The organism is uncultured Azohydromonas sp., from assembly GCF_937926365.1.
Classification (GTDB): domain Bacteria; phylum Pseudomonadota; class Gammaproteobacteria; order Burkholderiales; family Burkholderiaceae_C; genus Azohydromonas.
Window position 1 is genome coordinate 1 of sequence record NZ_CALAOH010000122.1, and the last position, 25,105, is coordinate 25,105.

At 69.5% G+C, this 25,105-nt stretch carries 25 protein-coding genes and 1 pseudogene; 23 read left to right on the forward strand and 3 right to left on the reverse strand.

The window, feature by feature from the left end; all coding sequences use genetic code 11:
- The 5 genes from cyoD to Q0741_RS12520 all read left to right on the forward strand — a co-directional run.
- Positions 1 to 298: cytochrome o ubiquinol oxidase subunit IV (gene cyoD, locus Q0741_RS12500; protein ID WP_298233535.1), on the forward strand; the 298-nt coding region annotated here is incomplete at its 5' end.
- A 1-nt stretch (position 299) separates the two neighbouring features.
- On the forward strand, positions 300 to 1,106 hold the full coding sequence (locus Q0741_RS12505) for an SURF1 family protein (RefSeq protein ID WP_298233536.1): 807 nt from the start codon (positions 300 to 302) through the stop codon (positions 1,104 to 1,106).
- On the forward strand, positions 1,093 to 2,430 hold the full coding sequence (locus Q0741_RS12510; protein WP_298233537.1) for an ATP-binding protein: 1,338 nt from the start codon (positions 1,093 to 1,095) through the stop codon (positions 2,428 to 2,430). The genes Q0741_RS12505 and Q0741_RS12510 overlap by 14 nt, the downstream gene beginning before the upstream one ends.
- The gene (locus tag Q0741_RS12515) at positions 2,420 to 2,962 is read left to right on the forward strand and encodes a response regulator transcription factor (RefSeq protein WP_298233538.1); all 543 of its coding nucleotides are present in this window, start codon (positions 2,420 to 2,422) and stop codon (positions 2,960 to 2,962) included. The genes Q0741_RS12510 and Q0741_RS12515 overlap by 11 nt, the downstream gene beginning before the upstream one ends.
- Positions 2,963 to 3,066: 104 nt before the next feature.
- The gene (locus Q0741_RS12520) at positions 3,067 to 3,591 is read left to right on the forward strand and encodes a gamma carbonic anhydrase family protein (RefSeq protein ID WP_298233539.1); all 525 of its coding nucleotides are present in this window, start codon (positions 3,067 to 3,069) and stop codon (positions 3,589 to 3,591) included.
- Between the two features lie 123 nt (positions 3,592 to 3,714).
- On the opposite strand, the gene pcaF is transcribed toward Q0741_RS12520, so the two are convergent.
- Together pcaF and Q0741_RS12530 are read right to left on the reverse strand one after the other, a co-directional pair.
- Positions 3,715 to 4,923 (reverse strand): 3-oxoadipyl-CoA thiolase, encoded by a 1,209-nt coding sequence (gene pcaF / locus Q0741_RS12525; RefSeq protein ID WP_298233540.1) that lies wholly within the window; start codon positions 4,921 to 4,923, stop codon positions 3,715 to 3,717.
- A gap of 18 nt (positions 4,924 to 4,941) precedes the next feature.
- Positions 4,942 to 6,300, reverse strand: a complete 1,359-nt coding sequence (locus tag Q0741_RS12530; protein WP_298233541.1) for an MmgE/PrpD family protein — start codon at positions 6,298 to 6,300, stop codon at positions 4,942 to 4,944.
- Positions 6,301 to 6,527: 227 nt separating this feature from the next.
- Here Q0741_RS12530 and Q0741_RS12535 point away from each other — a divergent pair, with 227 nt between their 5' ends.
- The 18 genes and pseudogenes from Q0741_RS12535 to Q0741_RS12620 all read left to right on the forward strand — a co-directional run bounded on the left by Q0741_RS12535 (position 6,528) and on the right by Q0741_RS12620 (position 24,057).
- Positions 6,528 to 7,910, forward strand: a complete 1,383-nt coding sequence (locus tag Q0741_RS12535; RefSeq protein WP_298233542.1) for an MmgE/PrpD family protein — start codon at positions 6,528 to 6,530, stop codon at positions 7,908 to 7,910.
- Between the two features lie 18 nt (positions 7,911 to 7,928).
- Positions 7,929 to 9,296, forward strand: a complete 1,368-nt coding sequence (locus tag Q0741_RS12540) for an MmgE/PrpD family protein (protein ID WP_298233543.1) — start codon at positions 7,929 to 7,931, stop codon at positions 9,294 to 9,296.
- A 99-nt stretch (positions 9,297 to 9,395) separates the two neighbouring features.
- Positions 9,396 to 10,373 (forward strand): tripartite tricarboxylate transporter substrate binding protein, encoded by a 978-nt coding sequence (locus tag Q0741_RS12545; RefSeq protein WP_298233544.1) that lies wholly within the window; start codon positions 9,396 to 9,398, stop codon positions 10,371 to 10,373.
- A gap of 464 nt (positions 10,374 to 10,837) precedes the next feature.
- Positions 10,838 to 12,103 carry a CoA transferase gene (locus Q0741_RS12550; protein WP_298233545.1) on the forward strand — a complete coding sequence of 422 codons (1,266 nt, stop codon included), beginning with the start codon at positions 10,838 to 10,840 and terminating at the stop codon, positions 12,101 to 12,103.
- Positions 12,104 to 12,125: 22 nt separating this feature from the next.
- Positions 12,126 to 13,313: an acyl-CoA dehydrogenase family protein gene (locus tag Q0741_RS12555; protein ID WP_298233546.1), complete on the forward strand. Its 1,188-nt coding sequence runs from the start codon at positions 12,126 to 12,128 to the stop codon at positions 13,311 to 13,313.
- A 14-nt stretch (positions 13,314 to 13,327) separates the two neighbouring features.
- Positions 13,328 to 13,804 carry a MaoC/PaaZ C-terminal domain-containing protein gene (locus Q0741_RS12560; protein ID WP_298233547.1) on the forward strand — a complete coding sequence of 159 codons (477 nt, stop codon included), beginning with the start codon at positions 13,328 to 13,330 and terminating at the stop codon, positions 13,802 to 13,804.
- A gap of 30 nt (positions 13,805 to 13,834) precedes the next feature.
- Entirely contained in the window at positions 13,835 to 14,245 is a 411-nt protein-coding gene (locus Q0741_RS12565; protein ID WP_298233548.1) for a Zn-ribbon domain-containing OB-fold protein, read from the forward strand.
- Positions 14,246 to 14,255: 10 nt separating this feature from the next.
- A complete protein-coding gene (locus Q0741_RS12570) occupies positions 14,256 to 15,434 on the forward strand; it encodes a thiolase family protein (RefSeq protein WP_298233549.1) in 1,179 nt (392 codons plus the stop codon).
- Between the two features lie 37 nt (positions 15,435 to 15,471).
- Positions 15,472 to 15,945, forward strand: a pseudogene (locus Q0741_RS12575) (MaoC/PaaZ C-terminal domain-containing protein); the annotation flags it as partial.
- Between the two features lie 88 nt (positions 15,946 to 16,033).
- Positions 16,034 to 16,783, forward strand: coding sequence for an electron transfer flavoprotein subunit beta/FixA family protein (locus tag Q0741_RS12580; protein ID WP_298233567.1), 750 nt, complete (start codon positions 16,034 to 16,036; stop codon positions 16,781 to 16,783).
- A 1-nt stretch (position 16,784) separates the two neighbouring features.
- Positions 16,785 to 17,717 carry an electron transfer flavoprotein subunit alpha/FixB family protein gene (locus Q0741_RS12585; RefSeq protein ID WP_298233551.1) on the forward strand — a complete coding sequence of 311 codons (933 nt, stop codon included), beginning with the start codon at positions 16,785 to 16,787 and terminating at the stop codon, positions 17,715 to 17,717.
- A 2-nt stretch (positions 17,718 to 17,719) separates the two neighbouring features.
- Positions 17,720 to 17,920, forward strand: a complete 201-nt coding sequence (locus Q0741_RS12590; protein WP_298233552.1) for a hypothetical protein — start codon at positions 17,720 to 17,722, stop codon at positions 17,918 to 17,920.
- Between the two features lie 215 nt (positions 17,921 to 18,135).
- Positions 18,136 to 19,407 (forward strand): CoA transferase, encoded by a 1,272-nt coding sequence (locus tag Q0741_RS12595; protein ID WP_298233553.1) that lies wholly within the window; start codon positions 18,136 to 18,138, stop codon positions 19,405 to 19,407.
- Positions 19,404 to 20,183 (forward strand): enoyl-CoA hydratase-related protein, encoded by a 780-nt coding sequence (locus tag Q0741_RS12600; RefSeq protein WP_298233554.1) that lies wholly within the window; start codon positions 19,404 to 19,406, stop codon positions 20,181 to 20,183. Before Q0741_RS12595 ends, Q0741_RS12600 begins: the two co-directional genes overlap by 4 nt.
- A gap of 35 nt (positions 20,184 to 20,218) precedes the next feature.
- Positions 20,219 to 21,883: a class I adenylate-forming enzyme family protein gene (locus tag Q0741_RS12605; RefSeq protein ID WP_298233555.1), complete on the forward strand. Its 1,665-nt coding sequence runs from the start codon at positions 20,219 to 20,221 to the stop codon at positions 21,881 to 21,883.
- A 4-nt stretch (positions 21,884 to 21,887) separates the two neighbouring features.
- The gene (locus Q0741_RS12610; RefSeq protein WP_298233556.1) at positions 21,888 to 22,652 is read left to right on the forward strand and encodes an enoyl-CoA hydratase-related protein; all 765 of its coding nucleotides are present in this window, start codon (positions 21,888 to 21,890) and stop codon (positions 22,650 to 22,652) included.
- Positions 22,645 to 23,421 (forward strand): SDR family NAD(P)-dependent oxidoreductase, encoded by a 777-nt coding sequence (locus Q0741_RS12615; protein WP_298233557.1) that lies wholly within the window; start codon positions 22,645 to 22,647, stop codon positions 23,419 to 23,421. Before Q0741_RS12610 ends, Q0741_RS12615 begins: the two co-directional genes overlap by 8 nt.
- Before the next feature lie 45 nt (positions 23,422 to 23,466).
- Positions 23,467 to 24,057 (forward strand): DUF2889 domain-containing protein, encoded by a 591-nt coding sequence (locus tag Q0741_RS12620; protein WP_298233558.1) that lies wholly within the window; start codon positions 23,467 to 23,469, stop codon positions 24,055 to 24,057.
- On the opposite strand, the gene Q0741_RS12625 is transcribed toward Q0741_RS12620, so the two are convergent.
- Positions 24,044 to 25,003, reverse strand: a complete 960-nt coding sequence (locus Q0741_RS12625; RefSeq protein ID WP_298233559.1) for a tripartite tricarboxylate transporter substrate binding protein — start codon at positions 25,001 to 25,003, stop codon at positions 24,044 to 24,046. The two genes, Q0741_RS12620 and Q0741_RS12625, sit on opposite strands and share 14 nt — an antisense overlap.
- Between the last annotated feature and the right edge of the window lie 102 nt (positions 25,004 to 25,105).

Here is a 25,105-nt window from a genome sequence, read left to right on the forward strand (position 1 = left end):
CTTCGTGCTGTCGGTGATCCTCACCGCCATCCCGTTCTGGCTGGTGATGGGCAAGGTGATCGAGTCCTCCACCGCCACCTCGCTGGTGATCCTGGCCTTCGCGGCGGTGCAGATCGTGGTGCACATGGTGTACTTCCTGCACCTGAACTCCAAGGCCGAGGGCGGCTGGACCATGCTGTCGCTGATCTTCACGGTGGTGCTGCTGGTGATCATGCTGGTGGGCTCGATCTGGGTGATGTTCCACCTCAACACCAACCTGATGGACATGCCCCGGCACGAGACGACGCAGAACCCCTGACGTGGCACGGGCCGACGCCGATCTCTCTCCTCGCGGGCCGCGCAGCCGCGGCGCCCTGGTGGCGCTGCTGGCGGGCGCGGCCCTTCTGTTTGCGGGCTTCGTGGCGCTGGGCAGCTGGCAGGTGCAGCGCCTGGGCTGGAAGCGCGACCTCATCGCCCGCGTCGAGCAGCGGCTGCAGGCCGCGCCGGTGCCCGCGCCCGGCCCGGCCGCCTGGCCCGCGCTGGAGCGCACGGCGGACGAGTACCGCCGCGTGCTCGTGCGCGGGCGCTTCGCCCACGAGCTCGAAACCCTGGTGCAGGCCAGCACCGAGCTGGGTACCGGCTACTGGGTGCTGACGCCGCTGCGCTCGGAAGAGGGTTTCTGGCTGCTGGTCAACCGCGGCTTCGTGCCGCTGGACAAGCGCGCGCGCGACAGCCGCGGCGACGAGCCGCAAGGCGTGCAGGAGGTGCCGGGGCTGCTGCGCCTCACCGAGCCCGGCGGCAGCCTGCTGCAGCACAACGACCCGGCGGCCGGACGCTGGTACTCGCGCGACGTGCAGGCCATCGCCGCCGCGCGCGGCCTGGGCGCGGCGGCGCACCCCGGGCCGGTGGCGCCGTACTTCATCGATGCCGCGGCCGTCGCCGGCGCGGCGACCGACGCGTGGCCCCGCCCGGGCCTGACAGTGGTGCGCTTCACCAACAACCACCTGTCCTACGCCTTCACCTGGTTCGTGCTGGCCGCCATGGTGGCCGGCGCGGCGGTCTACGTGCTGCGCGACGACCGCCGGCAGCGGGCGCGGGCCGCGCTGTCCCATCGTGGCGGCCACTGACGCGGACGCACCACCGGCGCCGGCCGCGCTGGGACACGCCGAGCACCTGGCTGGGCGCAAGAACCTGGCGCAGCTGGTGCAGCTGCGCTGGCTGGCCGTGGGCGGGCAACTGCTCACCATCCTGTGCGTGCGCTACCTGCTGGGCCTCCCGCTGCCGCTGGCCGAGATGCTGGCGCTGCTGGGCGCGCTGGCGCTGTTCAACCTGGTGTGCGCCGTGCGCGCCCGCGTGGCGCGCGACGTGGAGGATGGCGAGCTGTTCGCCGGGCTGCTGGTGGACGTGGCGGTGCTCAGCGGCCAGCTCTTCTACAGCGGCGGCGTCACCAACCCCTTCATCTTCCTGTTCCTGCTGCAGGTGGTGGTGGCGGCGGTGCTGCTCAAGCCGCATTTCAGCTGGGCCATGGTGCTGCTCACCAGCGGCTGCTTCATCGGGCTGACGCAGTGGCACCGGCCGCTGGGCCTGCCCGGGCTGGAGGCGGCGCTGTCGATCCACTTCGTGGGCGGGTTGCTGCTGTGCTTCGCGCTGGTGGCCTCGCTGCTGGTGCTGTTCATCGGCCGCATCGGGCGCAACCTGCGCCAGCGCGACGAGCGGCTGGCCAACCTGCGCCAGCGCGCGGCGGAGGAGGAGCACATCGTGCGCATCGGGCTGCTGGCTTCGGGCGCCGCGCACGAGCTGGGCACGCCGCTGGCGACGCTGTCGGTGATCCTGGGCGACTGGTCGCGCATGGCGGTGTTTGCCGCCGAGCCCGAGTTGCGCGAGGAGATCGAGGAGATGCAGGTGCAGATCCAGCGCTGCAAGCGCATCGTCAGCGGCATCCTGCTGGCCGCCGGCGAGACGCGCGGCGAGGCGCCGGTGGAGACCACGCTGCACGCCTTCCTCGACGATTTCGTGGCGCAATGGTTGCGCACGCGGCCGGCGCCGGGCCTGCGCTACGAGCGCGACGGGGTGCCGGACCTGCCCATCGTCTCCGACACCGCGCTGGCGCAGATGATCGGCAATGTGCTGGACAATGCGCTGGAGGCCGCGCCACAGGCCGAGCCCGTGCTGCGGGTGGCGTGCGAGGACGAGGAGCTCATCCTGCGCGTGCAGGACCGCGGCCCGGGCTTCGCGGCCGAGATGCTGGCGCGGCTGGGCCAGCCCTACCAGTCCAGCAAGGGCCGCCCTGGCGGAGGCTTGGGCTTGTTCCTCTCGGTCAACGTCGCTCGGCTGCTGGGGGGACGATTGCAGGCGCGCAACCGCGAGGGCGGGGGCGCCGAGGTCAGCATCCGGCTGCCCCTGGCCGCGCTGGCGCTGCCGGAACCGGAGCCATCCGCTCATGAGCACTGATGAAGTACGCCAACTGCTGATCGTCGAGGACGACGCGGCCTTCGCCCGCACGCTGAACCGCTCCTTCGAGCGCCGCGGCTACCGGGTGCTGCGCGCAGCCAGCCTGGCCGAGGTGCAGGCGCTGGTGCAGACCGAGCGCCCGGGCTTCGCGGTGGTGGACCTGAAGCTCAGCGGCGGCGCCTCGGGCCTGGCCTGCGTGCAGTTCCTGCACGAGCACGACCCGGAACTGGTGATCGTGGTGCTCACCGGCTACGCCAGCATCGCCACCGCCGTGGAGGCCATCAAGCTCGGCGCGCGCCACTATCTGGCCAAGCCCGCCAACACCGACGACATCGAGGCCGCCTTCGGCCGCACCCAGGGCAACGCCGAGGTGGAGCTCACGGCCCGCGCCACCTCGCTCAAGACGCTGGAGTGGGAGCGCATCCACGAGACGCTGGCCGACACCGGCTTCAACATCTCCGAAACCGCCCGCCGGCTGGGCCTGCACCGGCGCACGCTCACGCGCAAGCTGGAGAAGCAGCGGGTCAAGTAGGCGGGCGGTACCGGCGGCGCGGGAGAATCGGCGCCCTGTTGCGTGCAGGCGAACGTTGCCTGCGATCCCGCTCCCGCCACTCACCAAAGCTGAAAGGACTCGCCATGCCGCTGTACCGCCTGGGACAGAAAACCCCTTCCGTGGATCCCACCGCCTTCGTGGCCGCCGAGGCGACGCTGGTGGGTGACGTGCACGTCGGCCCGCAGGCCAGCGTCTGGTTCCAGGCGGTGGCGCGTGGCGACAACGAGCCCATCGTCATCGGCGCGCAGGCCAACGTGCAGGAAGGCGCGGTGCTGCATGCCGACCCGGGCTTCCCGCTGACCATCGGCGAGCGCGTCACCGTGGGCCACCAGGCGATGGTGCACGGCTGCACCATCGGCGAAGGCTCGCTCATCGGCATCCAGGCCGTGGTGCTCAACGGCGCCAAGATCGGCAAGCACTGCCTGGTGGGCGCCGGGGCCATCGTCACCGAGGGCAAGGAGTTCCCTGATCGCAGCCTGATCCTGGGCGCTCCGGCCAAGGTGGTGCGCCAGCTCACCGACGAGGACGTGCAGCGCCTGGAGAAGGCCGCCGCCGGCTACGTCGAGCGCGCCGGCACGTTCGCGACGCAGATGGAGCGGGTGGGCTGAGCCGCTACCCGCAAGCGTGCCTGCGCACGCTCGCGCGGGTGGCGGAGGGACCGAGCTCTGCGAAGGCGCTGAATGCGTGGCTGAGCTGACACCCGCGAGCGCTCTGCCTCGCGGCCCGCGTCGTCAGACGCGCTCGACGATCAACGCGATGCCTTGTCCCACCCCCACGCACATCGTGCACAGGGCATAGCGGCCGTTCGTGCGATGCAGCTGGTTGACGGCCGTGGTGACCAGGCGGGCGCCGCTGGCGCCCAGCGGGTGGCCCAGCGCGATGGCGCCGCCGTTGGGGTTGACGCGCGCATCGTCGTCCGGCACGCCGAGCTGCCTGAGCACCGCCAGGCCCTGCGCGGCGAAAGCCTCGTTGAGCTCGATCACGTCCATCTGCTCCAGCCGCAGGCCCGCGAGCTGCAGCACCTTGCGCACGGCCGGCACCGGACCCATGCCCATGATGCGCGGCTCCACGCCGGCCGTCGCCATCGCAACGACCCGGGCGCGCGGCACCAGGCCGTGGGCGCGGGCCGCCGCTTCGCTGGCCAGCAGCAGCGCGCAGCTGCCGTCGTTGACGCCCGAGGCGTTGCCCGCCGTCACGCTGCCGTCCGGGCGCACCACGCCCTTGAGCTTGGCCAGTGCTTCCAGGCTGGTCTGTCGCGGATGCTCGTCCCTGGCGACCACCAGCGCCTCGCCCTTCTTCTGCGGCACCGTCACCGGCGTGATCTCGGCGTCGAAGAAGCCGGCTTCCTGCGCCGCCACGGCCTTGAGCTGGCTCGCCAGCGCCATGCGGTCCTGCGCCTCGCGCTCGATGCCGAACTGCTGCGCCACGTTCTCCGCCGTCTCGGGCATGGAGTCCACGCCGTAGCGTTCCTTCATCAGCCGGTTGACGAAGCGCCAGCCGATGGTGGTGTCGTACACGGCGTTGTCGCGGCTGAAGGCCGTCGTCGCCTTGGACATCACGAAGGGCGCGCGGCTCATGCTCTCCACGCCGCCGGCGATCATCAGCTCGGCCTCGCCGGCCTTGATGGCGCGCGCCGCGCTGCCCACGGCATCCAGCCCGGAGCCGCACAGGCGGTTCACGGTCGAGCCCGGCACCTGCAGCGGCAGCCCGGCCAGCAGCGCCGACATGCGGGCCACGTTGCGGTTGTCCTCGCCGGCCTGGTTGGCGCAGCCGTAGATGACGTCCGTCACGGCCTGCCAGTCCACCTTCGCGTTGCGCTCCATGAGCGCGCGGATCGGCACCGCGCCCAGGTCGTCGGCACGCACGGACGACAAGGCGCCGCCGTAGCGGCCGAAGGGCGTGCGCACGGCATCGCAGATGAAAGCTTGGTTCAGGTTCATGGTCACTGTTGACTGGAATCAGGCCAGGAGGCCCAGCAGGCGGTCCATGGGCGCGCCGGTGCGCAGCTCGTTGACGGTGTCAATCAAATCGTCGGTGCCGACGCGGGATTGGTTGAAGTCCAGGCAATCGGCCACCTTGGCGCGCAACTGGATGTCGGTCATGCGCTTCTCCGGGCTTCCGGACACGGTGTCGGTGGACAGCTCGATGCGCTGGCCGTTCGCGAGCTCGACCTCGAAGAAGACCGGCACCATGCCGAGGAACGGCACGGCGTCGTTGGCCTCGATGACGATCTTCTCGGCGGCGAAGGCCCCCACGCTCGAAGTCCGGATGGCCTGCTCGGAGAAGTCCGCGATGCGCACGGCGCCCTTGTCCAGCCCGACCGCCGCGGTGTAGGCGATGCTGAACTGGGCGTCCACCACGCTGGCGGTCTTGTGGTCGAAGTGCCGGCCCACCATGTTGACGGCCTGTCCGCTGACGCGGATGCGCAACTGCTTGATGTCCTGCGGCCGCAGCCCGCGCCCGAACAGCTCCAGCGCCAGGTCGATGGGCGCGTGGGTGAAGCGGCAGGCCGGATAGGGCTTGAGGCTGAGGTCGTCCACCAGCACGCAGTGCTCGAGACCGGCCTGCAGGACCTCGCGATCGAACTTGCCGTCCTGGTAGAGGTTGAAGAAGCCGGCCTTGCCTTCGAACACGTTGCGCGGGCCATCGATGCCCGCGCCTGCCAGCGCGGTGGACATCAGCACGTTCTTGGCCATCAGCGCCGGCTGGAAGCGCTTGGCGAGGCTGCCGTCGATGATGGACTGCAGGCTGCCCGCCGTCTGCGCCAGCTGGTGGCCGAGCGCGCTGACCGTGGTTTCAACGTCCCACTGGCGCAGCCGGGCGATGGCCAGCACCGCGCCCATGCAGCCGCTGATGACGCTGTAGTTCCAGCCGCGCGAGCCCTTGGGCCCGCCGGCGCGGCCGACGCGCATGGCGCCGTCCAGGCCGACGGCCAGCGCCGTGAGGAACTCCTGGCCGCCGCAATCGGGCCGGTGGGCCTCGACCTCGGCCAGCAGCGCGGGCAGCACGACGCTGTTGGCGTGCAGGGGAACCTTGTCGTCCGTGTCGTCGTAGTCCAGCGCATGGAGACTGCCCGCGTTGAGGAACGCGGCCACGGGCGCCGGCGCCTGTCCGAAGCCGCCCCAGACGGTGCAGCCGGACTCGCCCCAGCGCTTGAGGCCGCGCCGCGCCTGCTCCATGCCAGGAGCATTGGTGCCGCCCAGCGCGACGGCCAGGGTGTCGATGAGCGCCGCCGTCGTGGCATCCACCGTGTGCGAGGACAGGTCGGCAAAGCTGCGGCTGACGGCATTGCCGGCAAGGAGATACGCGAGATCCATGGTGCGGAAGATGGGTGCGATTGGAAGCTGCACAGTCTCCGGACCGCGTGAACACCCGTCCAGTTGACTTTCATGGGGCCGTGCGTAAGTTTTGCTTACGGGGTACGGCCAAACGCCCGCGTCAGCCCAGCTTACGTTGCCTCAAGAAAAGCTGACCCGCCGTTGCGCGGCATGGGCACAAGATGACATCGCCTCCCATCGCAGCCTGTCATTGAAGGTCAGTTCCCATGTCCAAAACCGTAGACATCTCCCATGACTTCGCGGCGTTCGTCGCCGGCACCAACTACGCGGACCTGCCCGCCGAAGCCGTCGAGGGCGCAAAGAAAAGCATCCTGGACACGCTGGGCGTGATCCTGGCCGCCAGCGGCGTCGAGCCGGCGGTGCGCGGCGTGGCGGAGCTGGTGCGCGAGACCGGCGGCACGCCGGAAAGCTCGGTGCTCGGCTTCGGCGGGCGCGCGCCCGCGCTGATGGCCGCGTTCGCCAACGGCGCGATGGCGCATTGCCTGGACTTCGATGACCACGCACCCGAAGGCCACCACCCCAGCAGCTCCATCGTGCCGGCGGCCTTTGCCCTGGCCGAGCGTGCCGGCGGCCTGTCCGGCCGGCGCTTGATCGCGGCCGTCGCGGCCGGACACGACATGTTCCTGCGCATGCGGCGCAACGTCGAGTCGCGCCAGGACTGGCATCTCACCACCGTGCTGGGCGTGTTCTCGGCCACCGCGGCCGCGGCCCACGTGCTGGGGCTCAGCCGCGAGCAGGTCGTGAACGCCTTCGGCATCGCCGGCATGCAGGCGTGCGGCACGATGGAGCTGGCCTATGGCGTGGGCAGCGACCTGCGCGGCATGTACGCCGGCTTCACGACCAAGGGCGCCGTGCTCGCCGCGCTGATGGCGCAAAAGGGCGTGAGCGGCACCAAGAGCATGTTCGAGGGCAAGGCCGGCCTGTTCAACGTGTACTTCGGCGGCAAGTACGACCGCGAAAAGATGCTCCAGGACCTGGGCAGCGTCTATTCCGGCGGCGAGATCCTCTACAAGCCGTGGCCGTCCTGCGGTGCGTCGCACGGCTTCATCCACGCCACCATCGAGCTGATGAAGGAGCATCGGCTCACCATCGCCGATATCGAGGAACTGCGCGTCAACGTCGGCGATTTCCAGCACCAGCTGTGCCAGCCGATCGAAGGCCGCCGCCGTCCCGCCACGCCGGCCGATGCGAAGTTCAGCATCCCGTTCTGCGTGGCCGTCGCGGCCACCAAGGGGCAGGTGAAGGTGTCGGACTTCTTCGGGGACGCGCTCAGGAATCCCGAGGTGCTGGCCGCGGCGCAGAAGGTCGTGCCGGTGCTGGACAACAGCTTCGACTGGAAGTCCAAGCTGCCCAAGGGCCGGCTGGACATCGTGACGCGCGACGGCCGCACCTTCTCGCGCGTGGGCGACGAGGTGCCGGGCGACGCGGAGTGCCCGATGGGTTGGGACTACCTCTTCGACAAGTTCCGCGACTGCGCGTCGCTGGCGGCCGTGCGGCCCTCGGCGGACAAGATCCGCAAGGCGCAGGAGATGGTGCGCCACCTCGAAGCGCTCGATGACGTGACCCAGGTCCTGCGGGTCCTGTCCTGAGCGCGGGGCGACACGGCCATGAGCTCCACCGACCCCACGCTCCGCCGCCTGGCGCGCCACGTCTTCCAGGCCGACTTCAGCCGGCTGCCCGCGGAGGCGGTGCACGAGTGCCGGCGTCGCCTGATCGACAGCGTTGCCTGTGCCGCGGCGGCTTATCCGGAGCCGTTCTGCGAACGGATCCGCAGCCTGACCGGACGCTACGGCGGCGTTCCCTCGGCCCGTGTCTGGGGCAGTGGCGAGCACGCCTCCGTCGAGATGGCCGGCTTTGCCAACGGCACGATGCTGCGCTACCTCGATTACAGCGACACCTGGCTTGGCAAGACCGCGGGCCACCCGAGCGACATGATTGCCGCGCTGGTGGCCGTGGCCGAGGCCTACGAGGCCGACGGCGCCGCGCTGGTCGCGGCCATCGTCTCGGCCTACGAGGTCTACTGCGGCCTGTGCGACTCGGTGGCGCTCCAGGCGCACGGCATCGACCAGAGCACCTGTGCCGCGGTGGGGACGGCGGCCGGCGCGGGCCGGCTGCTGGGCCTCGACGAGGAGCGGCTGGCCCAGGCGCTGTCGCTGGCGCTGGCGCCGAACCTGCACCTCTACAACGTGCGCTGCGGCACGCTCTCCGACTGGAAGAGCTGCGCCGGGCCGAACGGCGCGCGCAACGGCGTGTTCGCCGCGCTGCTGGCGCGCGAGGGCGTGACCGGGCCGAGCGCCGCGGTCGAAGGCCGGGGCGGGCTGTTCGAGGTCGTCGGCGCCTTCGAGTGGCAGGCGCCATCGGGCGGGCTGCCGCTCATCGCCGGGACGCACCTGAAGTTCCATCCGGTGTGCTACCACGGCCAGTCCGCCATCGACGCGGCGCTTGCGCTGCGCCGCGCCGTGCCCCTCGACGAGATCGAGGACATCCACGTGGAAACCTACGAATCCGCGTACCGGGCCATGGGCAGCGACGTCCAGCGCTGGGCGCCCACCACCCGCGAGACCGCGGACCACAGCCTGCCCTACACGATCGCCATGGCGCTGAGGGAAGGGCGGCTGAGCACCGGGGCCTATGCCGCGCATCGCCTGCAGGATGCGCGCACCAAGCGGCTGATGGACCGCATCCGCGTCTCGGCCGATGCCCAAATGACGGCCGAGTTTCCCGCATGCGCCCAGGCGCGCATCACCATCCGCGGCGCGGATGGGTCGGTGCACACGCACCTCCAGCGGAACCCCAAGGGCAATGCCTCCAACCCGCTCTCGGACGCCGAGCTGGAAGACAAGTTCGTTCGGCTGTACCAGCCCTGGGGCGACGAGGCGGCGGCGCGCCGGGTGCTCGGCGCGCTGTGGTCCGTGGACCGATTGCCCAAGGTGTCCGCGCTGGTCGATGCCCTCTGTGGCGCAGCGGCACGCTGAACCCACGCGGTGCCATTCAAGGCCCGCGGCGCCGCCTGCCCGCCCCGGCAGGCAAACCTGTGCACCACAAGCCAGGAACCGATACAGGAGACACATGCCATGAAGAGACGCCAACTCCTTCAGTACCTCGCCGCCCTGACGCCGGGCGCGGCCCTGTTCGACGCCGCGGCGCACGAGACGGCCTATCCGTCAAAGCCGATCCGCCTGATCGTTGCCAGCGCACCCGGTGCGCTGCTCGACGCGGCGAGCCGGCTCTACGCCGATCGCATGTCGGCGGCGCTCAAGCAGCAGTTCGTGGTCGAGAACGTTGCCGGCGCGGGCTCCATGCTGGCGGCGCGGCAGCTGGTCAGGGCCGCGCCCGACGGCTACACGGTCATGGCCGCCGCCAACACGATCGTGACGATTCCGCACATCGTCAAGAACCCCGGCTTCGCCACGAAGGACATGACGCCGGTTGGGGAAATGGCCCGCTCGCCGTCGCTGCTGGTCGTGCCCGGCGCCTCGGAGTTCAGGTCGCTCGCCGATCTCGTGGCCACCGCGAAGAAGAGCCCCGGCCGCGTGAACTATGCGTCGGGAGGCGTCGGGACCACCTCGCACCTGCCGGTGGAGATGTTCGCCAGGCAGGCGGGCCTGGCGCTGTCCCACATCCCGTACAAGGGCGTCGCGCCCGCCGTCCCGGACCTGGTCAGTGGCCGGGTGGGCTTCATGATGAGCACGCCCACCTCGGTGGAGGAGCTGATGAAGGGCGGCGCGCTGCGTGCGCTCGCAATCACCTCCGACACGCGCTCGCCCAAGTATCCCGACGTTCCGACCTTCAAGGAACTCGGCTATCCCGACGTGACCTTCGACATCTGGGTGGGGCTGCTTGCGCCGGCGGGACTGCCCGATGCCATCAAGGCCAGGCTGGCTGAAGCCATGGAGCTGGCGCGTGCCGATCAAGCCCTTGCACGGCACCTTGCCGCCACGGGCCAGGTGATTTCCGACGTCAGGACGCCCGACCAGTTCGCGAAGCTGCTGCGCGACGAGGAGCAGCGCTATCGCCAGCTCGTCAAGGACGCCAACATCACGGCCGGCTGATCCGCAGTCCACGGTCCCGCGCCGCTGCGTGCGGGACCGTCATCTCCACCCGCTTGTGCCGGGGCGCGACAGCCGCGCCCCGGCGTCCACAGCGATACGGACAAGGGCCGGCCGCCTGGGCCAGGCCTCATTCGACTCCCTGGTCAAAGCTCGAACATGCCCCGCCATGCCTGGGAAGGCGTGATGGTGTCTGGGGATGCCTGCGATGCCAGGCATGCCTCGCATGCCGTGGTGCCGGCCGTAGAAAAGACGTCGTCATCCCGGCGATGCTCCACGCCACCCGGAAAGCACCTCAGCCCTCGTAGGCCCCCGCTACCAGTCCCCGGCCCATGGGCGGCTCGCGCTTACGTCGAAAGCCCGGTTTGAGCGTTAGCAGTACTTACCGTCGAGCCTAAAAAATCCAACTCGACATTCCCTCGGCCCGATTCGAAACTGGACTCCGTCGAATCAAGCCGAGTGATGGAATGAAAACCAGCCACCCCGCGCCGCTGCCGCTCCAAGGCGTCAAGGTCATCGAGTTGTCGCACCTCATCGCAGGGCCGTACTGCGGCCAGCTGCTCGCCGAAGAAGGTGCGTCCGTGGTCAAGATCGAGCCGCCCGACGGTGAACTCACCCGCCACCGCGAGCCCATGCGCCATTCCAGCCAGGGCACGATTTCGGGCTACTTCGGGGCGCTCAACCGCGGCAAGAAGAGCGTGACGCTCGACCTGAAGAATGCGCAAGGCATGGAAGTGCTGCACGGGCTGCTCGCTTCGGCCGACGTGCTGCTCACCAACATGCGTGGCGGCGCGCTCAAGCGCCTGGGGTTGTTTCCGGAAGACCTCCTTCAGCGCTACCCGCGCCTGGTGGTCGCGTGCATCTCCGGTTTCGGCCTGAAGAACGCGGGCAAGTACACCGAGCGTGCCGGCCTGGCCATGGTGGCCGAAGCGATGTCCGGCACCACCAGCCTCACGCGGGACCATGACGGCAACCCGGTGTGGTGCGGCTTCGCCATGGGCGACATCCTGGCCGGCATGACCGCGCATGCGGCCATCCTGCTGGCGCTGCGCAACCAGGAGCGCCATGGCGTGGGCCGCTTCATCGACCTGAGCATGGTCGAGTGCTCGCTGCCGATGGTGTCCGTGGCCCTGGCGCGCGAGCAGTCGGCCAGCGCCGAGCTGCGTGCCTTTGCCGGCTCCAACAACTTCCATGGCGTCCCCTACGGTGCGTTCCCGGCGTCGGACGGCCACGTCAACATCGGCGTCAACCGCGACGACTTCTGGCGCCGCCTGTGCGACGCGATGGGCCGCCCCGAGCTCGGCACCGACCCGCGCTACGCGACCTACGTGGAGCGCGCCAAGCGCCAGCACGAGGTGCACGTGCTCACCGAAGCCTTCACGAAGGCCCATACGCGAGAGCAGATCGTCGAGAAGCTCAACGCCGTGGACGTGCCGGTGGCCAGCATCCTGAACATGGGTGAGCTGACCGAGCACGACTACATGCGCACCCGCGGGTCCTTCCGCACCGTGGAGGACGGCATCGGCGGCGCCATGACGCTGCCCATCGACCCGACGCGCTTCGACCCCGCGCCCGGCAGCGAGCGCGTGCCCCTGCTGGGGCAGCACCGCGACGAGGTGCTGGCCCAGGAAATGGGCCTCGGCCCGAAAGAAATCACCCGCCTGGCCCAGGCCGGCGCCTTCGGTGCGGCCGCATCCGCCGCGAAGGCCGACGCGGAACCCGCCCTCCAGTAACACCCCCCAGGAGACACTGAACATGACCACCGCCACCTTCAAAGACCACGACACGGCTTCCGGCGTCACCCTCGACGACGTGCTGCAGGCCACCCAGGCCGTCACCAGCCGGTTCGGCGACGAGTACTTCGGCAAGCTCGACAAGGAAGAGGGCTTTCCGCACGACTACATCAAGGCGCTGATGGACGCCAAGCTCCACACCGTGATGATCCCGGAGGAGTACGGCGGCATGGGCCTGGGCCTGCGCGAGGCCTGCGTGATCGTGGAGGAGATGCACCGCTCCGGCGGCGTCGGCTCCATGATCCACGGCCAGATGTTCATGATGGGCATCCTGGCGCGCCACGGCACGGACGAGCAAAAGCGCAAGATCCTGGAAGAAGTGTGCGCCGGCCGGGTGCGCCTGCAATCCTTCTCGCTGACGGAGCCCAACGCCGGCACCGACACCGCCAAGCTCCAGACCAAGGCATGGAAGGAGGGCAACGAGTGGGTCATCAAGGGCCAGAAGCTCTGGACCTCGCGCTTCGACTACACCGACGCCTTCATGGTGTTCGCCCGCACCAGCCCGCCGAAGGACCCGGCCAAGCCGCACCAGGGCATCTCGGCCTTCCTGGTTGACAAGCGCCAGGTCGATCCCAAGCAGTACACCAGCCGCAAGATCGATGTGATGTTCAACCATCACACCTTCGAAGTCTTCTACGACAACATGCGCGTGCCCGAGACCTCGCTGATCGGCGAGGAAGGCAAGGGCTTCAAGTACCTGCTCGACGGCCTCAACGCCGAGCGCATCATCATCGCCTCGGAGGCCATCGGCGACGGCCGCTGGTTCGTCGAGAAGGCCGTCAACTACGCCAAGGAGCGCGTGCTGTTCGGCAAGCCCATCGGCGCGAACCAGGGCGTGCAGTTCCCGATCGCGCGCGGCTACGCGCACCTGGAGGCGGCCGACGCCCTGCGCTGGAAGGCGGCCGAGAAGTTCGACCGCAGGGAGCCGTGCGGCGGCGACGCCAACATCGCCAAGATGCTCGCCTCGGATGCCTCGTGGGAGCTGGCCAACGTGTGCATGCAGACGCACGGCGGCTTCGGCCTGGCGCGCGAGTACCACATCGAGCGCCGCTTCCGCGACACCCGCGTGTTCCAGATCGCGCCGATCTCGCCCAACATGGTGCTCAACTACGTCAGCCAGCACGTGCTGGGCCTGCCGCGTTCCTACTGAGCGAGGAGCACGGCATGGACGAGGGACTCTACTTCGAGGAATACAACGAGGACTGGTCCTACGAGACCAAGCCCCGGACCATCACGGACGAGCACATCCGCACGTTCGTGGACCTGCACGGCTTCCACACGCCGACCTTCACGGACCTGTCCTACGTGCAGGGCTCGAAGGACTACGGCGGCCGCCTCTCGCCGGGGCTCCTCGTCCTGTGCATGGCCGAGGGCCTGGTGCTGGAGGCCGGGCTCACCCGGCGCCGCGGCATCTTCCTGATGGAGCTGACGCCGCAGTTCAAGAAGCCCGTGTACGCGGGCGACTCGATCGTCAACCGCGTGCGGATGCATTCCAAGCGCCTGAGCAGCAAGCCCGATCGCGGCATCGTCGTCACGGCCCACGAGGTGGTGACGAACAAGGGCGAGGTGGCGATCACCTACCACTCCACCCGGATGATCCGCACCCGCGAGTTCGTCGAGTCGGCAACGCAGGCGGCCTGACCGTCGCGGTGCTCAAGAAGGAGATTGATCTTGGAAGCACAACTGCCGCAGCCGGTCGCCAACGGCGACTCGCTGCCCTACTGGCAAGGGGCGCGCGAGCGCAAGCTGCTGATCCGCCAATGCAAGGCCTGTGGCGAGCTGCATTTCATGCCGCGCCACCTGTGCCCGAGCTGCTGGTCTGACCAGCTCGAATGGGTGCAGGCCAAGGGCACGGGCAGCGTCCACAGCTTCACCGTCATCCGCCGCGCCTCGGACCCGGCCTTCGCGTCGCGCGTGCCGTACGTCGTGGCGCTGATCGACCTCGACGAGGGCCCGCGCATGATGGCCAACGTGCTGGGCGGCGATGCGATGTCGGTGGCCATCGGCGACCGCGTGCAAGTCACGTTCGAGGACCGCGGCGACGGCGCCCTGGTCCCGCAATTCACCCGCGTCGCGGGTTGAGGGAGGCACCATGAAGACTCCTGCCTCGCTCAAGAACAAGGTTGCCCTCGTCGGCGTCGGCGAGTCGGACATCGGCCGCGTGCCGCACATGTCCGGGCTGGGCCTCAACGCGCAGGCCGCCAAGCGCGCCCTGGACGATGCGGGCCTGAAGGTCTCCGACATCGACGGGCTGCTGACCGCCTACTCGTTCACCGAGCCGTACTTCATGCTCGGCTCCGTGCTGTGCGAGTACCTGGGGCTCAAGCCGCGCTTCAACGCCTCGATGGTCGTGGGCGGCGCCAGCCCGGCGGTGATGCTCAAGCACGCCGCCGAGGCGATCGCGGCCGGCCAGGCCGAGACCATCCTGGTGTGCGCCGGCGAGAACCGCGCGACCGGCCAGAGCCGCGATGCCACGGTGGCCACGCTGCTGGCGGTGGGGCACCCGTACTTCGAGCAGCCCTATGGCGGCTCGATCCCGGGCTACTACGCCATGATCGCGCAGCGCCACATGCACAAGTACGGCACCACGCGCGAGCAGCTGGCGCACGTGGCGGTGCAGACGCGCGAGCACGCGCTGCTGCACCCCAACGCGCACATGAAGAAGCCGGTGAAGCTCGAAGAGGTGCTGGCGGCCAAGCCCATCGCGGACCCGCTGGGCATGCTGGACTGCTGCCTCATCTCCGATGCCGGCGGCGCCTTCATCGTCACCACGCCGGAGCGGGCGCGCGACCTGCAGGCCAAGCCGGTGTACCTGCAGGGCATCGGCGAGTACCACACGCACGAGCACCTGATGTGCGCGCCCAGCCTCACCGAGTTCGGCGCCACCGAGTCCGGCCGCATCGCCTACGAGATGGCGGGCCTGGGGCCGCGCGACATCGATGTGGCGCAGCTCTATGACTGCTTCACCATCGTGCCGATCCTCGAGCTGGAGGAACTGGGCTTCTGCGAGCCCGGCGAAGGCGGGGCGTTCTTCGCCGCGGGCCATGCCCGCATCGGCGGCAAGCTGCCCGTGAACACCCACGGCGGGATGCTGTCGCACGCCCATGCCGGCGCCGCCGGCGGCCTGTTCGGCATCGTCGAGGCGGTGCGCCAGCTGCGTGGCGGCCTCGGCGCGCGCCAGGTCGAGGGGGCCGAAGTCGCCCTGGTGCACAACGAGGGCGGCATCCTGTCCTCGCACTGCACGCTGATCCTCGCCAACGACAGAGGTTGATGCCCGCGCATCGAACCACGAAACAACCCTACAAGGATTTGACATGAGCAAGAGCACTCCCCGCGGCCGCTACTTCGAGGACTTCGAGGTCGGCCAGGAAATCATCAGCCCCGCCCGCACCATCACGCAGACCGACATCGTCAACTTCGCCTGCCTGTCGGGCGACTTCAACGAGGTCCACACCAACCACGAGTACTGCAAGGAAACCTCGTTCGGCGAGCCCATCGCGCACGGTCCGCTGGTGTACTCCGTGATGGCCGGCCTGCAGTACGCCAGCGGCATCAACGACGGCACGCTGCTGGCGCTGCTGCAGAACGATGCCTGGCGCATGCTCAGCCCCGTCAGGCATGGCGACACCATCCGGCTGCGTTCGCGCGTGCTGGAGAAGAAGGAGACCAGCAAGCCGGACCGTGGCGTGGTCACCTTCCTGCGCGAGTGCGTGAAGCAGGACGGCACCGTGGCGCAGGAGATGAAGTCCACCTTCCTCTACAAGCGCCGGCCCAAGGCCTGATCCCGGTGCGAGGCGGCGGCCACAGCCGCCGCCGAAGCGTCGAAGCGCCGTGAGCTGCACACGACTGGAAGGAAAGCTGGAGATGACGATGAAGATGATGGTCGCCGTCAAGCGGGTGGTGGACTACAACGTGAAGCCGCGCGTCAAGTCCGACGGTTCGGGCATGGACCTCGCCGGCGTGAAGATGAGCATGAACCCCTTCGACGAGATCGCCGTCGAGGAGGCGGTGCGCCTGAAGGAGCAGGGCGTGGCCAGCGAGGTCGTGGCCGTGTCCTGCGGCGTGGCGGCCTGCCAGGAAACGCTGCGCACCGCGCTGGCCCTGGGTGCGGACCGCGCCATCCTGGTCGAGACCGATGCCGAGCTGCAGCCGCTGGCCGTGGCCAAGATCCTCAAGGCGCTGGTGGACAAGGAGCAGCCGGGCCTGGTGATCCTGGGCAAGCAGGCCATCGATGACGACAACAACCAGACCGGCCAGATGCTCGCCGCGCTGGCCGACCTGCCGCAGGCCACCTTCGCCTCCAAGGTCGAAGTGGCGGACGGCAAGGCCAAGGTGACGCGCGAGGTGGACGGCGGCCTGGAGACCATCGAGGTCACGCTGCCGGCCGTGGTCACGACCGACCTGCGCCTGAACGAGCCGCGCTACGTGACGCTGCCCAACATCATGAAGGCCAAGAAGAAGCCGCTGGAGACCGTCAAGCCGGCCGACCTGGGCGTCGATGTCGCGCCCCGGATCAAGACGCTCAAGGTCAGCGAGCCGCCCAAGCGCGGCGCCGGCGTGAAGGTGCCCGACGTGGCGACCCTCGTCGAGAAACTCAAGAACGAAGCCAAGGTGATCTGACATGGCCGCACTCGTCATTGCCGAACACGACAACGCGTCCCTCAAGGGCGCGACCCTCAACACCGTGACTGCCGCAGCCGCTTGCGGCGGCGAAGTGCACGTGCTGGTGGCCGGCGAGAACGCCGCCGCCGTGGCCCAGGCCGCCGCCCAGGTGCAGGGCGTGAGCAAGGTGCTGCACGCCGACTCGCCCGCGCTGGGCAAGCAACTTGCGGAGAACGTGGCGGCGCAGGTGCTCGCTGTGGCACCGGCCTACAGCCACATCCTGTTCCCCTCCACCGCCAACGGCCGCAACGCCGCCCCGCGCGTGGCCGCCAAGCTCGACGTGGCGCAGCTCAGCGACATCACCAAGGTCCTGAGTGCCGACACCTTCGAGCGCCCGATCTACGCCGGCAACGCCATCGCCACGGTGCAGAGCGCCGACGCGGTGAAGGTCATCACCGTGCGCACCACGGGCTTCGACGCCGCCCCGGCCACCGGCGGCAGCGCCGCGGTTGAAACCATCGCAGCGGTGGATGACAGCGGCAAGAGCGCCTTCGTCGGCCGCGAGCTGACCAAGAGCGACCGCCCCGAGCTGACGGCGGCCAAGATCATCGTCTCGGGCGGCCGCGCGCTGGGCTCGGCCGAGAAGTTCACCGAAGTGCTCACGCCGCTGGCCGACAAGCTGGGCGCCGCGCTGGGTGCGAGCCGTGCCGCCGTCGATTCCGGTTACGCGCCCAACGATCTGCAAGTCGGCCAGACCGGCAAGATCGTTGCCCCGCAGCTCTACGTCGCCTGCGGCATCTCGGGCGCGATCCAGCACCTGGCGGGCATGAAGGATTCCAAAGTGATCGTGGCGATCAACAAGGACCCGGAAGCGCCCATCTTCTCGGTGGCCGATTACGGCCTGGAAGCCGACCTGTTCGAGGTCGTGCCCGAACTGGTCAAGGAGTTGTAGTCATGGCCCTGCTGCGAGAGTGCCTGAGGACGGTTCGCCTCTTCCACGGCGAGACCGATTGCGCCTTCGACGAAGCCGGCATGAGCTGGCCGAAGGACGACTTCCACCACGAGGTTGGCGATGACACGACGCACTCGCCTACCGGGTACGCCGGAACCGATGCCCATGTGGACGGCCGGTGGGAATCCGCACCTCGCAGCTGAGTCCCGGGGCGTTCCGGCCACTTCCTTGAACGGAGCAAGCGGCTGACGCCCCCGCTCCGCCGGCCTGCGCCGGCGGGGCCATCCAGAAACAACCGCCTTGGCATGCAGACCCCGGGCCGATTCCGGCCCGGGGCAGGGCGAAGCCTTGCCTGCATGCCCGGGCAACTTCGTGGCGCATGCCGCCGGATCCATTGGCTTTCGAGGACCGATCCATCATGTCCACATCCTCTTCCCCCGATTCCCCATTGCCGCTGAGCCGCCTTCCGGTGCGCTCGGCGCCCGCCCTCGATCTGCTGGCCGGTGTGAAGGTGCTGGACCTCACGTCCTCGGTGGCCGGCCCCTACGCCGGCCAGCTGCTGGCCGACATGGGCGCGACGGTCGTGAAGATCGAGAAGCCCGGCACGGGCGACGATGCGCGGGCCTGGGGGCCCCCTTTCCTGAACGGCGAGTCGCTGTGGTTCATGAGCGTCAACCGCGGCAAGCACAGCGTCACGCTGGACTACGCCACGCCGCAGGGCCTGGAAGTGCTGCGCAGGCTGGCGTCCCAATGCGACGTGATGCTGGTGAACCTGGTCGCGCGCAGCCAGCGCAAGCTGGGCATCGATGCCGCGACGCTGCGGGCGCTCAATCCCGGCCTGATCCACGCGTCGATCACGGGCTTCGGCCTCAAGGGCGCGCGGGCCGAGCTGCCGTGCTACGACCTGATCGCCGAGGGCTACTCCGGCGTGATGGACCTCACGGGCGAGCCGGATGCTCCGCCGCAGAAGGTGGGCACCCCGGCCGCGGACATGCTGGCGGGCCACGATGCCGCGATGGCCGTGATTGCCGCGCTGCTGCGCCGCGAGCGTGGCGGCACTGGTTGCGAGATCGACATCTCCATGGTGGAGAGCATGTCGCGCTTCATGGGTCCGCGGCTGATGCCCTACCTGGGCTCGGGCGAGGTGAGCCGCCGCTCCGGCGGGCGCGACAGCGTGATCGCGATCTACCAGGTGTTCGACACCGCCGACGAGCCCATGACGCTGGGCCTGGGCAACGACGCGATCTGGAAGCGCTTCTGGGCGGCCGTGGGCCAGCCCGAGGTGGCGGGCGATGCCGCCTACGGCAGCAACGCGCAGCGCCGCGCCCGGCGGGCGGAGATCGTCGAGAAGATCGCCGCCATCCTGCGCGGCAAGCCTCGCGCGTACTGGCTCGACCTGCTCGCCAGCGCCCGCGTGCCCGCCGGGCCGATCCACCGGCTCGACGAGCTGGCGCATGACAAGGCGCTGCACGAATCGGGCTTCATCTACCAGGGCCGTGGGCACGCCGGCCCGATTCCGCAGGTCGGCTTGGGCATCCGCTTCGACGGCCGGTCCGAGGGCACGGGCCTGCCGCCGCCGCGCCTGGGCGCGCACACCGACCAGATCCTGGGTTCCTGGCTCGATTGCCCGTCCACCGAAATCGAGCAGCTTCGCCGCAGCGCGTCATCTGAAAGCAAGGAGACATCATGAAGTTCGAAGAGATCACCTACCGCGAAGACGGCCCCATCGGCACCATCACGCTGAACCGGCCGCACGATGGCAACATGTTCACGGTGCAGATGTGCCACGAGATCCGCGACTGCATCAACGAGATCCGGCGCGAGACGCGCACCCGCGTGGTCGTCATCACCGGCGCGGGCGACAAGTTCTTCTGCATCGGCGGGCGCAAGGAAGGCATGGAGGACACGCAGCTCTATGCCGGCGTGCTGCCCACGCTGGAAATGTACGAGTCGATCGACAAGCTGCAGAAGCCGGTGATTGCCATGGTCAACGGTTTCGCCGTCGGCGGGGGCAACGTGCTGCAGGTGGTGTGCGACATCACCATCGCCAAGGAAAGCGCCGTGTTCCGCCAGGTCGGGCCGATGATGGGCAGCTTCGACGCGGGCTACGGCACCTGGTACCTGGAGGACCTGATCGGGAAGAAGCGTGCCAAGGAGATGTGGTACCGCAACCCCAAGCTGAGCGCGCGCGAGGCGCTGGAGTGGGGCCTGATCAACCACGTGGTGCCGGACGCCGAGCTGCACGACTTCACGCGCAAGATCGCCCTGGAGATCGCGGATCGCGGCCCCTTCGCGCTGGCCGCGATCAAGGGCGCGTTCAACGCGCGCCACGGCGGCGTGGGCGGCCTGTCGCGCATCACGCACGACATGCTGCTGCGCGGCTACCTCGACACCGAGGAGCACGCCGAACTGTCGGAGGCATTCGCCGAGCGGCGCCGCCCGGACGCCTCGCGCTTCGGCCGCTGAAGCCCTCGGTTCGAGCTCGGTAGGGGAGAGTCACCATGTCACACCTGTTGACGCTGCATCATCCCGCGGCGGCGCGAGATCACTACCTGTCCGGCGTCTGGCAGCACGACACGCTGTACGCGCTCGCATGCCGGCATGCCGACGAGCGCGGCACGGCCCATGCCCTGCGCGATGCCACGCGGCGCCTGAGCTGGAGCGCGGTCGTGGCCTGGGCCGACGCGGTCGCGGCCGATCTGCACGAGGCCGGGCTGCGCAGCGGCGACCGCGTGTCGGTCTGGCTGCCGAACCGGCTCGAATCCGTGATCGTGCTGCTGGCCTGCTCGCGCAACGGCTACGTCTGCAACCCGTCGCTGCACCAGAACTACACGGTGGCGGAAGTCGAGACGCTGCTCAAGCGCATCGACTGCGCCGCGCTGTTCGCGCAGCCGGGGTGGGGCGCCGATGCCGCGAGCGCGGACATCTTCGCGCGGGCCGCGGGGCTGGAGCACGTCAAGCGGGTCTACGCGCTGCCCTCGCTGCGCACGGCCGACGCGCAATTGCCCGCCGGCACGCACGCGATGCCGTGGCCGGGGCAGGCCGCCGTGCCGCAGCCCGCACCCAGCACGGACCCGGACCAGGTGGTCTACCTGGCCTTCACCAGCGGCACCACCGGAGCGCCCAAGGGCGTCATGCACAGCGCCAACACGCTGCTGGCCAACGGCCGCGCGATGGTGGCCGACTGGGCGCACGACACCTCTACCGTGGTGCTGTCGCTCAGCCCGATGAGCCACCACATCGGCACCGTCGCGCTGGAGCAGTCGCTGGTGGCGGGGTGCGAGCTGGTGATGCACGACCCGACGGCCGGCGTCGCGGCGCTGGACTGGATCGAGGCCACCGGCGCCACCTACGTCATGGGCGTGCCCACGCATGCCATGGACCTGCTGCACGAGATGGACCGGCGCGACGCGACGCGCCTGGGCCGGGTGAAGGTGTTCTACATGGCCGGCGCCCCCATCCCCACCGAGACCGCGCGGCGGCTGCTGGCGCTGGGCGCCACGCCGCAGAACGTGTACGGCATGACCGAGTGCGGCTCGCACCAGTACACCAAGCCCACCGACGCGGTGGAGGTCATCACCGCCACCTGCGGCAAGGCCTGCGCGGCCTACGAGGTGAAGCTATGGCAGCCCGACAACCCGGACGTGGAGGCGTTGCCCGGCGAGGTGGGCGAGATCGGCGGCCGCGGCGGGGTGCTGATGCTGGGTTACTTCAGCAACCAGTCGGCGACCGAAACGTCCTTCAACCGCAGCGGCTGGTTCCTCAGCGGCGACCTGGGGCGCTTCGATAGCCAGGGCAACCTCGTCATCGTCGGGCGCAAGAAGGACCTCATCATCCGTGGCGGACACAACATCCACCCGGCGCACATCGAGGAGTATGCGCACCGCCACCCGGCGGTGAAGAAGGCGGCGGCCTTCGGCGTGCCCGACGAGCGCCTGGGCGAGAAGGTGTGCCTGGCGCTCATTGCCGATGGCGCCGTCGATGCCGACGAGATGCTGCAGCACCTGGCGCGCGAGGGGCTGTCGAAGTTCGACATGCCCGAATACTTCATGGTGCTGCCCGAGTTTCCGCTGACCGCCAGCGGAAAGATCCTCAAGCGCGAGCTCGTCCAGTGGGTACGGGACGGCCGCGTTCAACCGCAACCGGTGCGCTACCGCGCACGTTGAGACGATGATCGAGCTGACTCACGACGAGGAATTCGCCGTCCTCACCATCCGCCGGCCCGGCGCGCTCAACGCGCTGAGCTTCGAGCTGATCGAGCGCATCGGCGAATGCATCAAGGAAGCCGGGCGCTCCAGGGCGCGCGCGCTCATCGTCACCGGCGAAGGCGAGAAGGCCTTCTGCGCCGGTGCCGACATCAAGGAGCTGCAGCGGCGCGGGCTGGCCGCGCAGCGCGAGGGCGCCGAGCTCGGCCAGGCCGTGTTCGCGCTGCTCGACCGGCTGCCGATCCCCTCGGTGGCGCTGGTCAACGGCTATGCCTTCGGTGGCGGCTGCGAGCTGGCGCTGGCGTGCACGCTGCGGCTGGCCACGCCCAACGCCAGGTTCGGCCTGCCCGAGGTGAAGCTGGGCCTCATTCCGGGCTACGGCGGCACGCAGCGGCTGCCGCGGCTGGTGGGTAGCGGCCGGGCGCTGGAGATGGTGATGACCGGCCGTGCCGTCAACGCGGAAGAAGCGCTGGCCATGGGCCTGGTCAACCGCATCGTGCAGCCGCCGGGCCTGGCCGCGGCCAAGGCCTATGCGCGGGAGTTCAGCGGCCATGGGCTGCGCGCGCTGCAGTTCGCGCGCGAAGCCGTGCAGCGCGCGCTGGACGTGCCGCTGCACGAAGGGCTCAGGATCGAAGCGGACCTGTCCACGCTGGCCTACCGCACGCACGATGCGGAGGAGGGCATGCAGGCATTCGTTGACAAGCGCAAGGCGGAGTTCCGTGATGAGTGACACCACGTTCAACAGCCGGGAGACCGGCGCGCGCGACTGCATCGTCGTGACGGGTGCCAGCAAGGGCATCGGCGCCGCCATCGCGCTGGCGCTGGCCGAGCAGGGCCGCTTCGTGGCTTGCGTGTCGAGGTCGGGCGCCGCGCCCGCGTGTCCCGGCGTCTCGGCCGAGGTCGCGCAGCGCTGGACGACCTGGGCGGCCGACGTGACGCAGCCCGGGTCGCTGGCGGCCGTGTTCGACCGCCTCAAGGCCGAGGGCTGGCGCATCGTCGGCATCGTCAACAACGCCGGGCTGCACATCGATGCGCGCTCGGCCGACATGCCCCTGGAGCAGTGGCACCGGGTGATGGATGGCAACGCCACTTCCGTGGTGGCCGCCTGCCAGGCGGTGTATCCGCACCTGGTGGATGCCGGCGGCGGCGTGATCGTCAACATCGGCTCCTTCTTCGAGAGGCTCGGCGTCAAGCGCAACCTGGCCTACTGCGCCAGCAAGGCGGCGGTGGGCGCGATCACGCGGGTGCTGGCCGTGGAGTGGGGCAACCGGGGCATCCGCGTCATCAACGTGGCGCCCGGCTACATCCAGACCGATCTCAACGCCGACTCGATGGCCGAGGGGCCGCTGCGCGCCTACCTGGAGAAGCGCATTCCGCGCGGCGAGCCGGGCACGGCGGCCGAGGTGGGCGCGCTGGTGGCGACGCTGTTCGGGCCGGCGGGCAGCTTCCTCAGCGGCGAGACCATCTACGCCGATGGCGGGCAGGGTGTTGCCCACTGAGCAGCGTCCAAGCGATTGCGTTCACATCGAAGGAGAACAGGACCCATGCCCTTGTCCACGCCGGCGCCGCGCCGTGAAGCCCATCACCGCATCATCGACATGAAGGCCTACGCGCGGGAGGACGGCCTGTTCGACGTGGAGGCGCATCTGGTTGACCGCAAGCCGTTCGAGTTCCTGCGGCGCGGCAACCCCGTGCCCGTGCCTGCCGGCGACGCGCTCCACGACCTGTGGGTGCGCATGACGGTGGACCAGAACTTCACCGTGCGGGCCATCGAGGCCGCCTCCGACGTGACGCCGCACCGCGTCTGCAAGGAGGCGGAAACCACCCTGCAGGCCATGGTCGGCGAACGCATCGCCTCGGGCTGGTCCTCCAAGGTCAAGGAGCGGCTGCGCGGCGCGCGCAGCTGCACGCACCTGATGGAGCTGCTCATTCCGATGGCCACGACGGCCTTCCAGGGCATCACCGGGATGGACCGGAACCGGCCGCTGGCCGCCGACGACAGGAGCGCCGTGGCCAAGATCGACAGCTGCTACGCCTATGGCCGCCACAGCGAGCTCGTGATGCGGCTGTGGCCCCGGCACTACCAGCCGCGGCAGGCGGACACTGATCCGGGCCCGTCGCCTACTCGGGCTTGAACTTGGCGATCTGGATCGCCTCGGCCAGTTCTTCCACCTTGCTGGCGAACAGCTGGCCGGTCTGTTCCGGCGTGAGGCTGACCGGCGGCGAGCCGGTCTTCTCCTTGAGCGACTCGGCATAGGCCGGGTCCTTGTTGGCCGCGAGCGCCGCGGCGTTGAGCTTCTGGAGCACGTCGCGCGGCGTTCCCCGCGGCGCCCACAGCACGAGCATCGTGTCGGCGGTGAAGGGCTTGAGGCCGGCTTCCGCCGGCGTCGGCACGTTCGGCAGCAGCGCTGAGCGCTCTGGCGCACCGATCAGGATCGCGTGCGCCTTGCCGCTGTCGAGCAGCGGCATGGCCGAGGGGGGCGTGAGCAGGGTGATGTGGACATCGCCGCGCGCGATGGCCGTCTGGATCTCCCCCGTACCCTTGAACGGGATGTGCGTGTAGCCGATGCCGACCCGGCTGGCGAACAGCGCCATCAGAAGGTTGTGCTGCGCCCCCCCGCCGGAGCTGGCGAAGTCCAGCTTGCCGGGCTGGGCCTTGGCATAGGCCACGAGTTCGGCCACGCTCTTCATGGGCTGGGTGGCGGTGGTCACGAAGACCAGCGGCATCGCCGCCACGGTGGCCACCGGCACCATCTCCTTGGACAGGTCCACCCCGCGCTTGTAGAGCAGCGGATGCGAGTTGATGCCGCCGATGTGCAGCGTGTAGCCGTCGGGCCGCGCGGCCATGGCGGCACGGGCGCTGATCGTGTTGCTCGCCCCCGGCTTGTCCTCGACGTACACCGTCTGCTTGAGCTGCCTGCCCAGCTCGTTGGCAAAGAGCTGCGCGATGGTCGAGCCGATGCCGCCCGCGACATAGCCGCTGATGATCTTCACCGGCTTGGCGGGATAGGCCTGGGCCAGCGCGGAGCCGACAGCTCCCACGGAAAGCAGAAGCGCACAAAGAGTGCGGGCGGGTTTCATGTGGTGTCTCCTGGAAAGAATTGCTGCAGTCGCCTTCGATCCGGCGGCGGTGCCTGGCCCGGCGGGCGGCTTCAGCGCTGAAGCCGGACGGGGCGGCGGCCT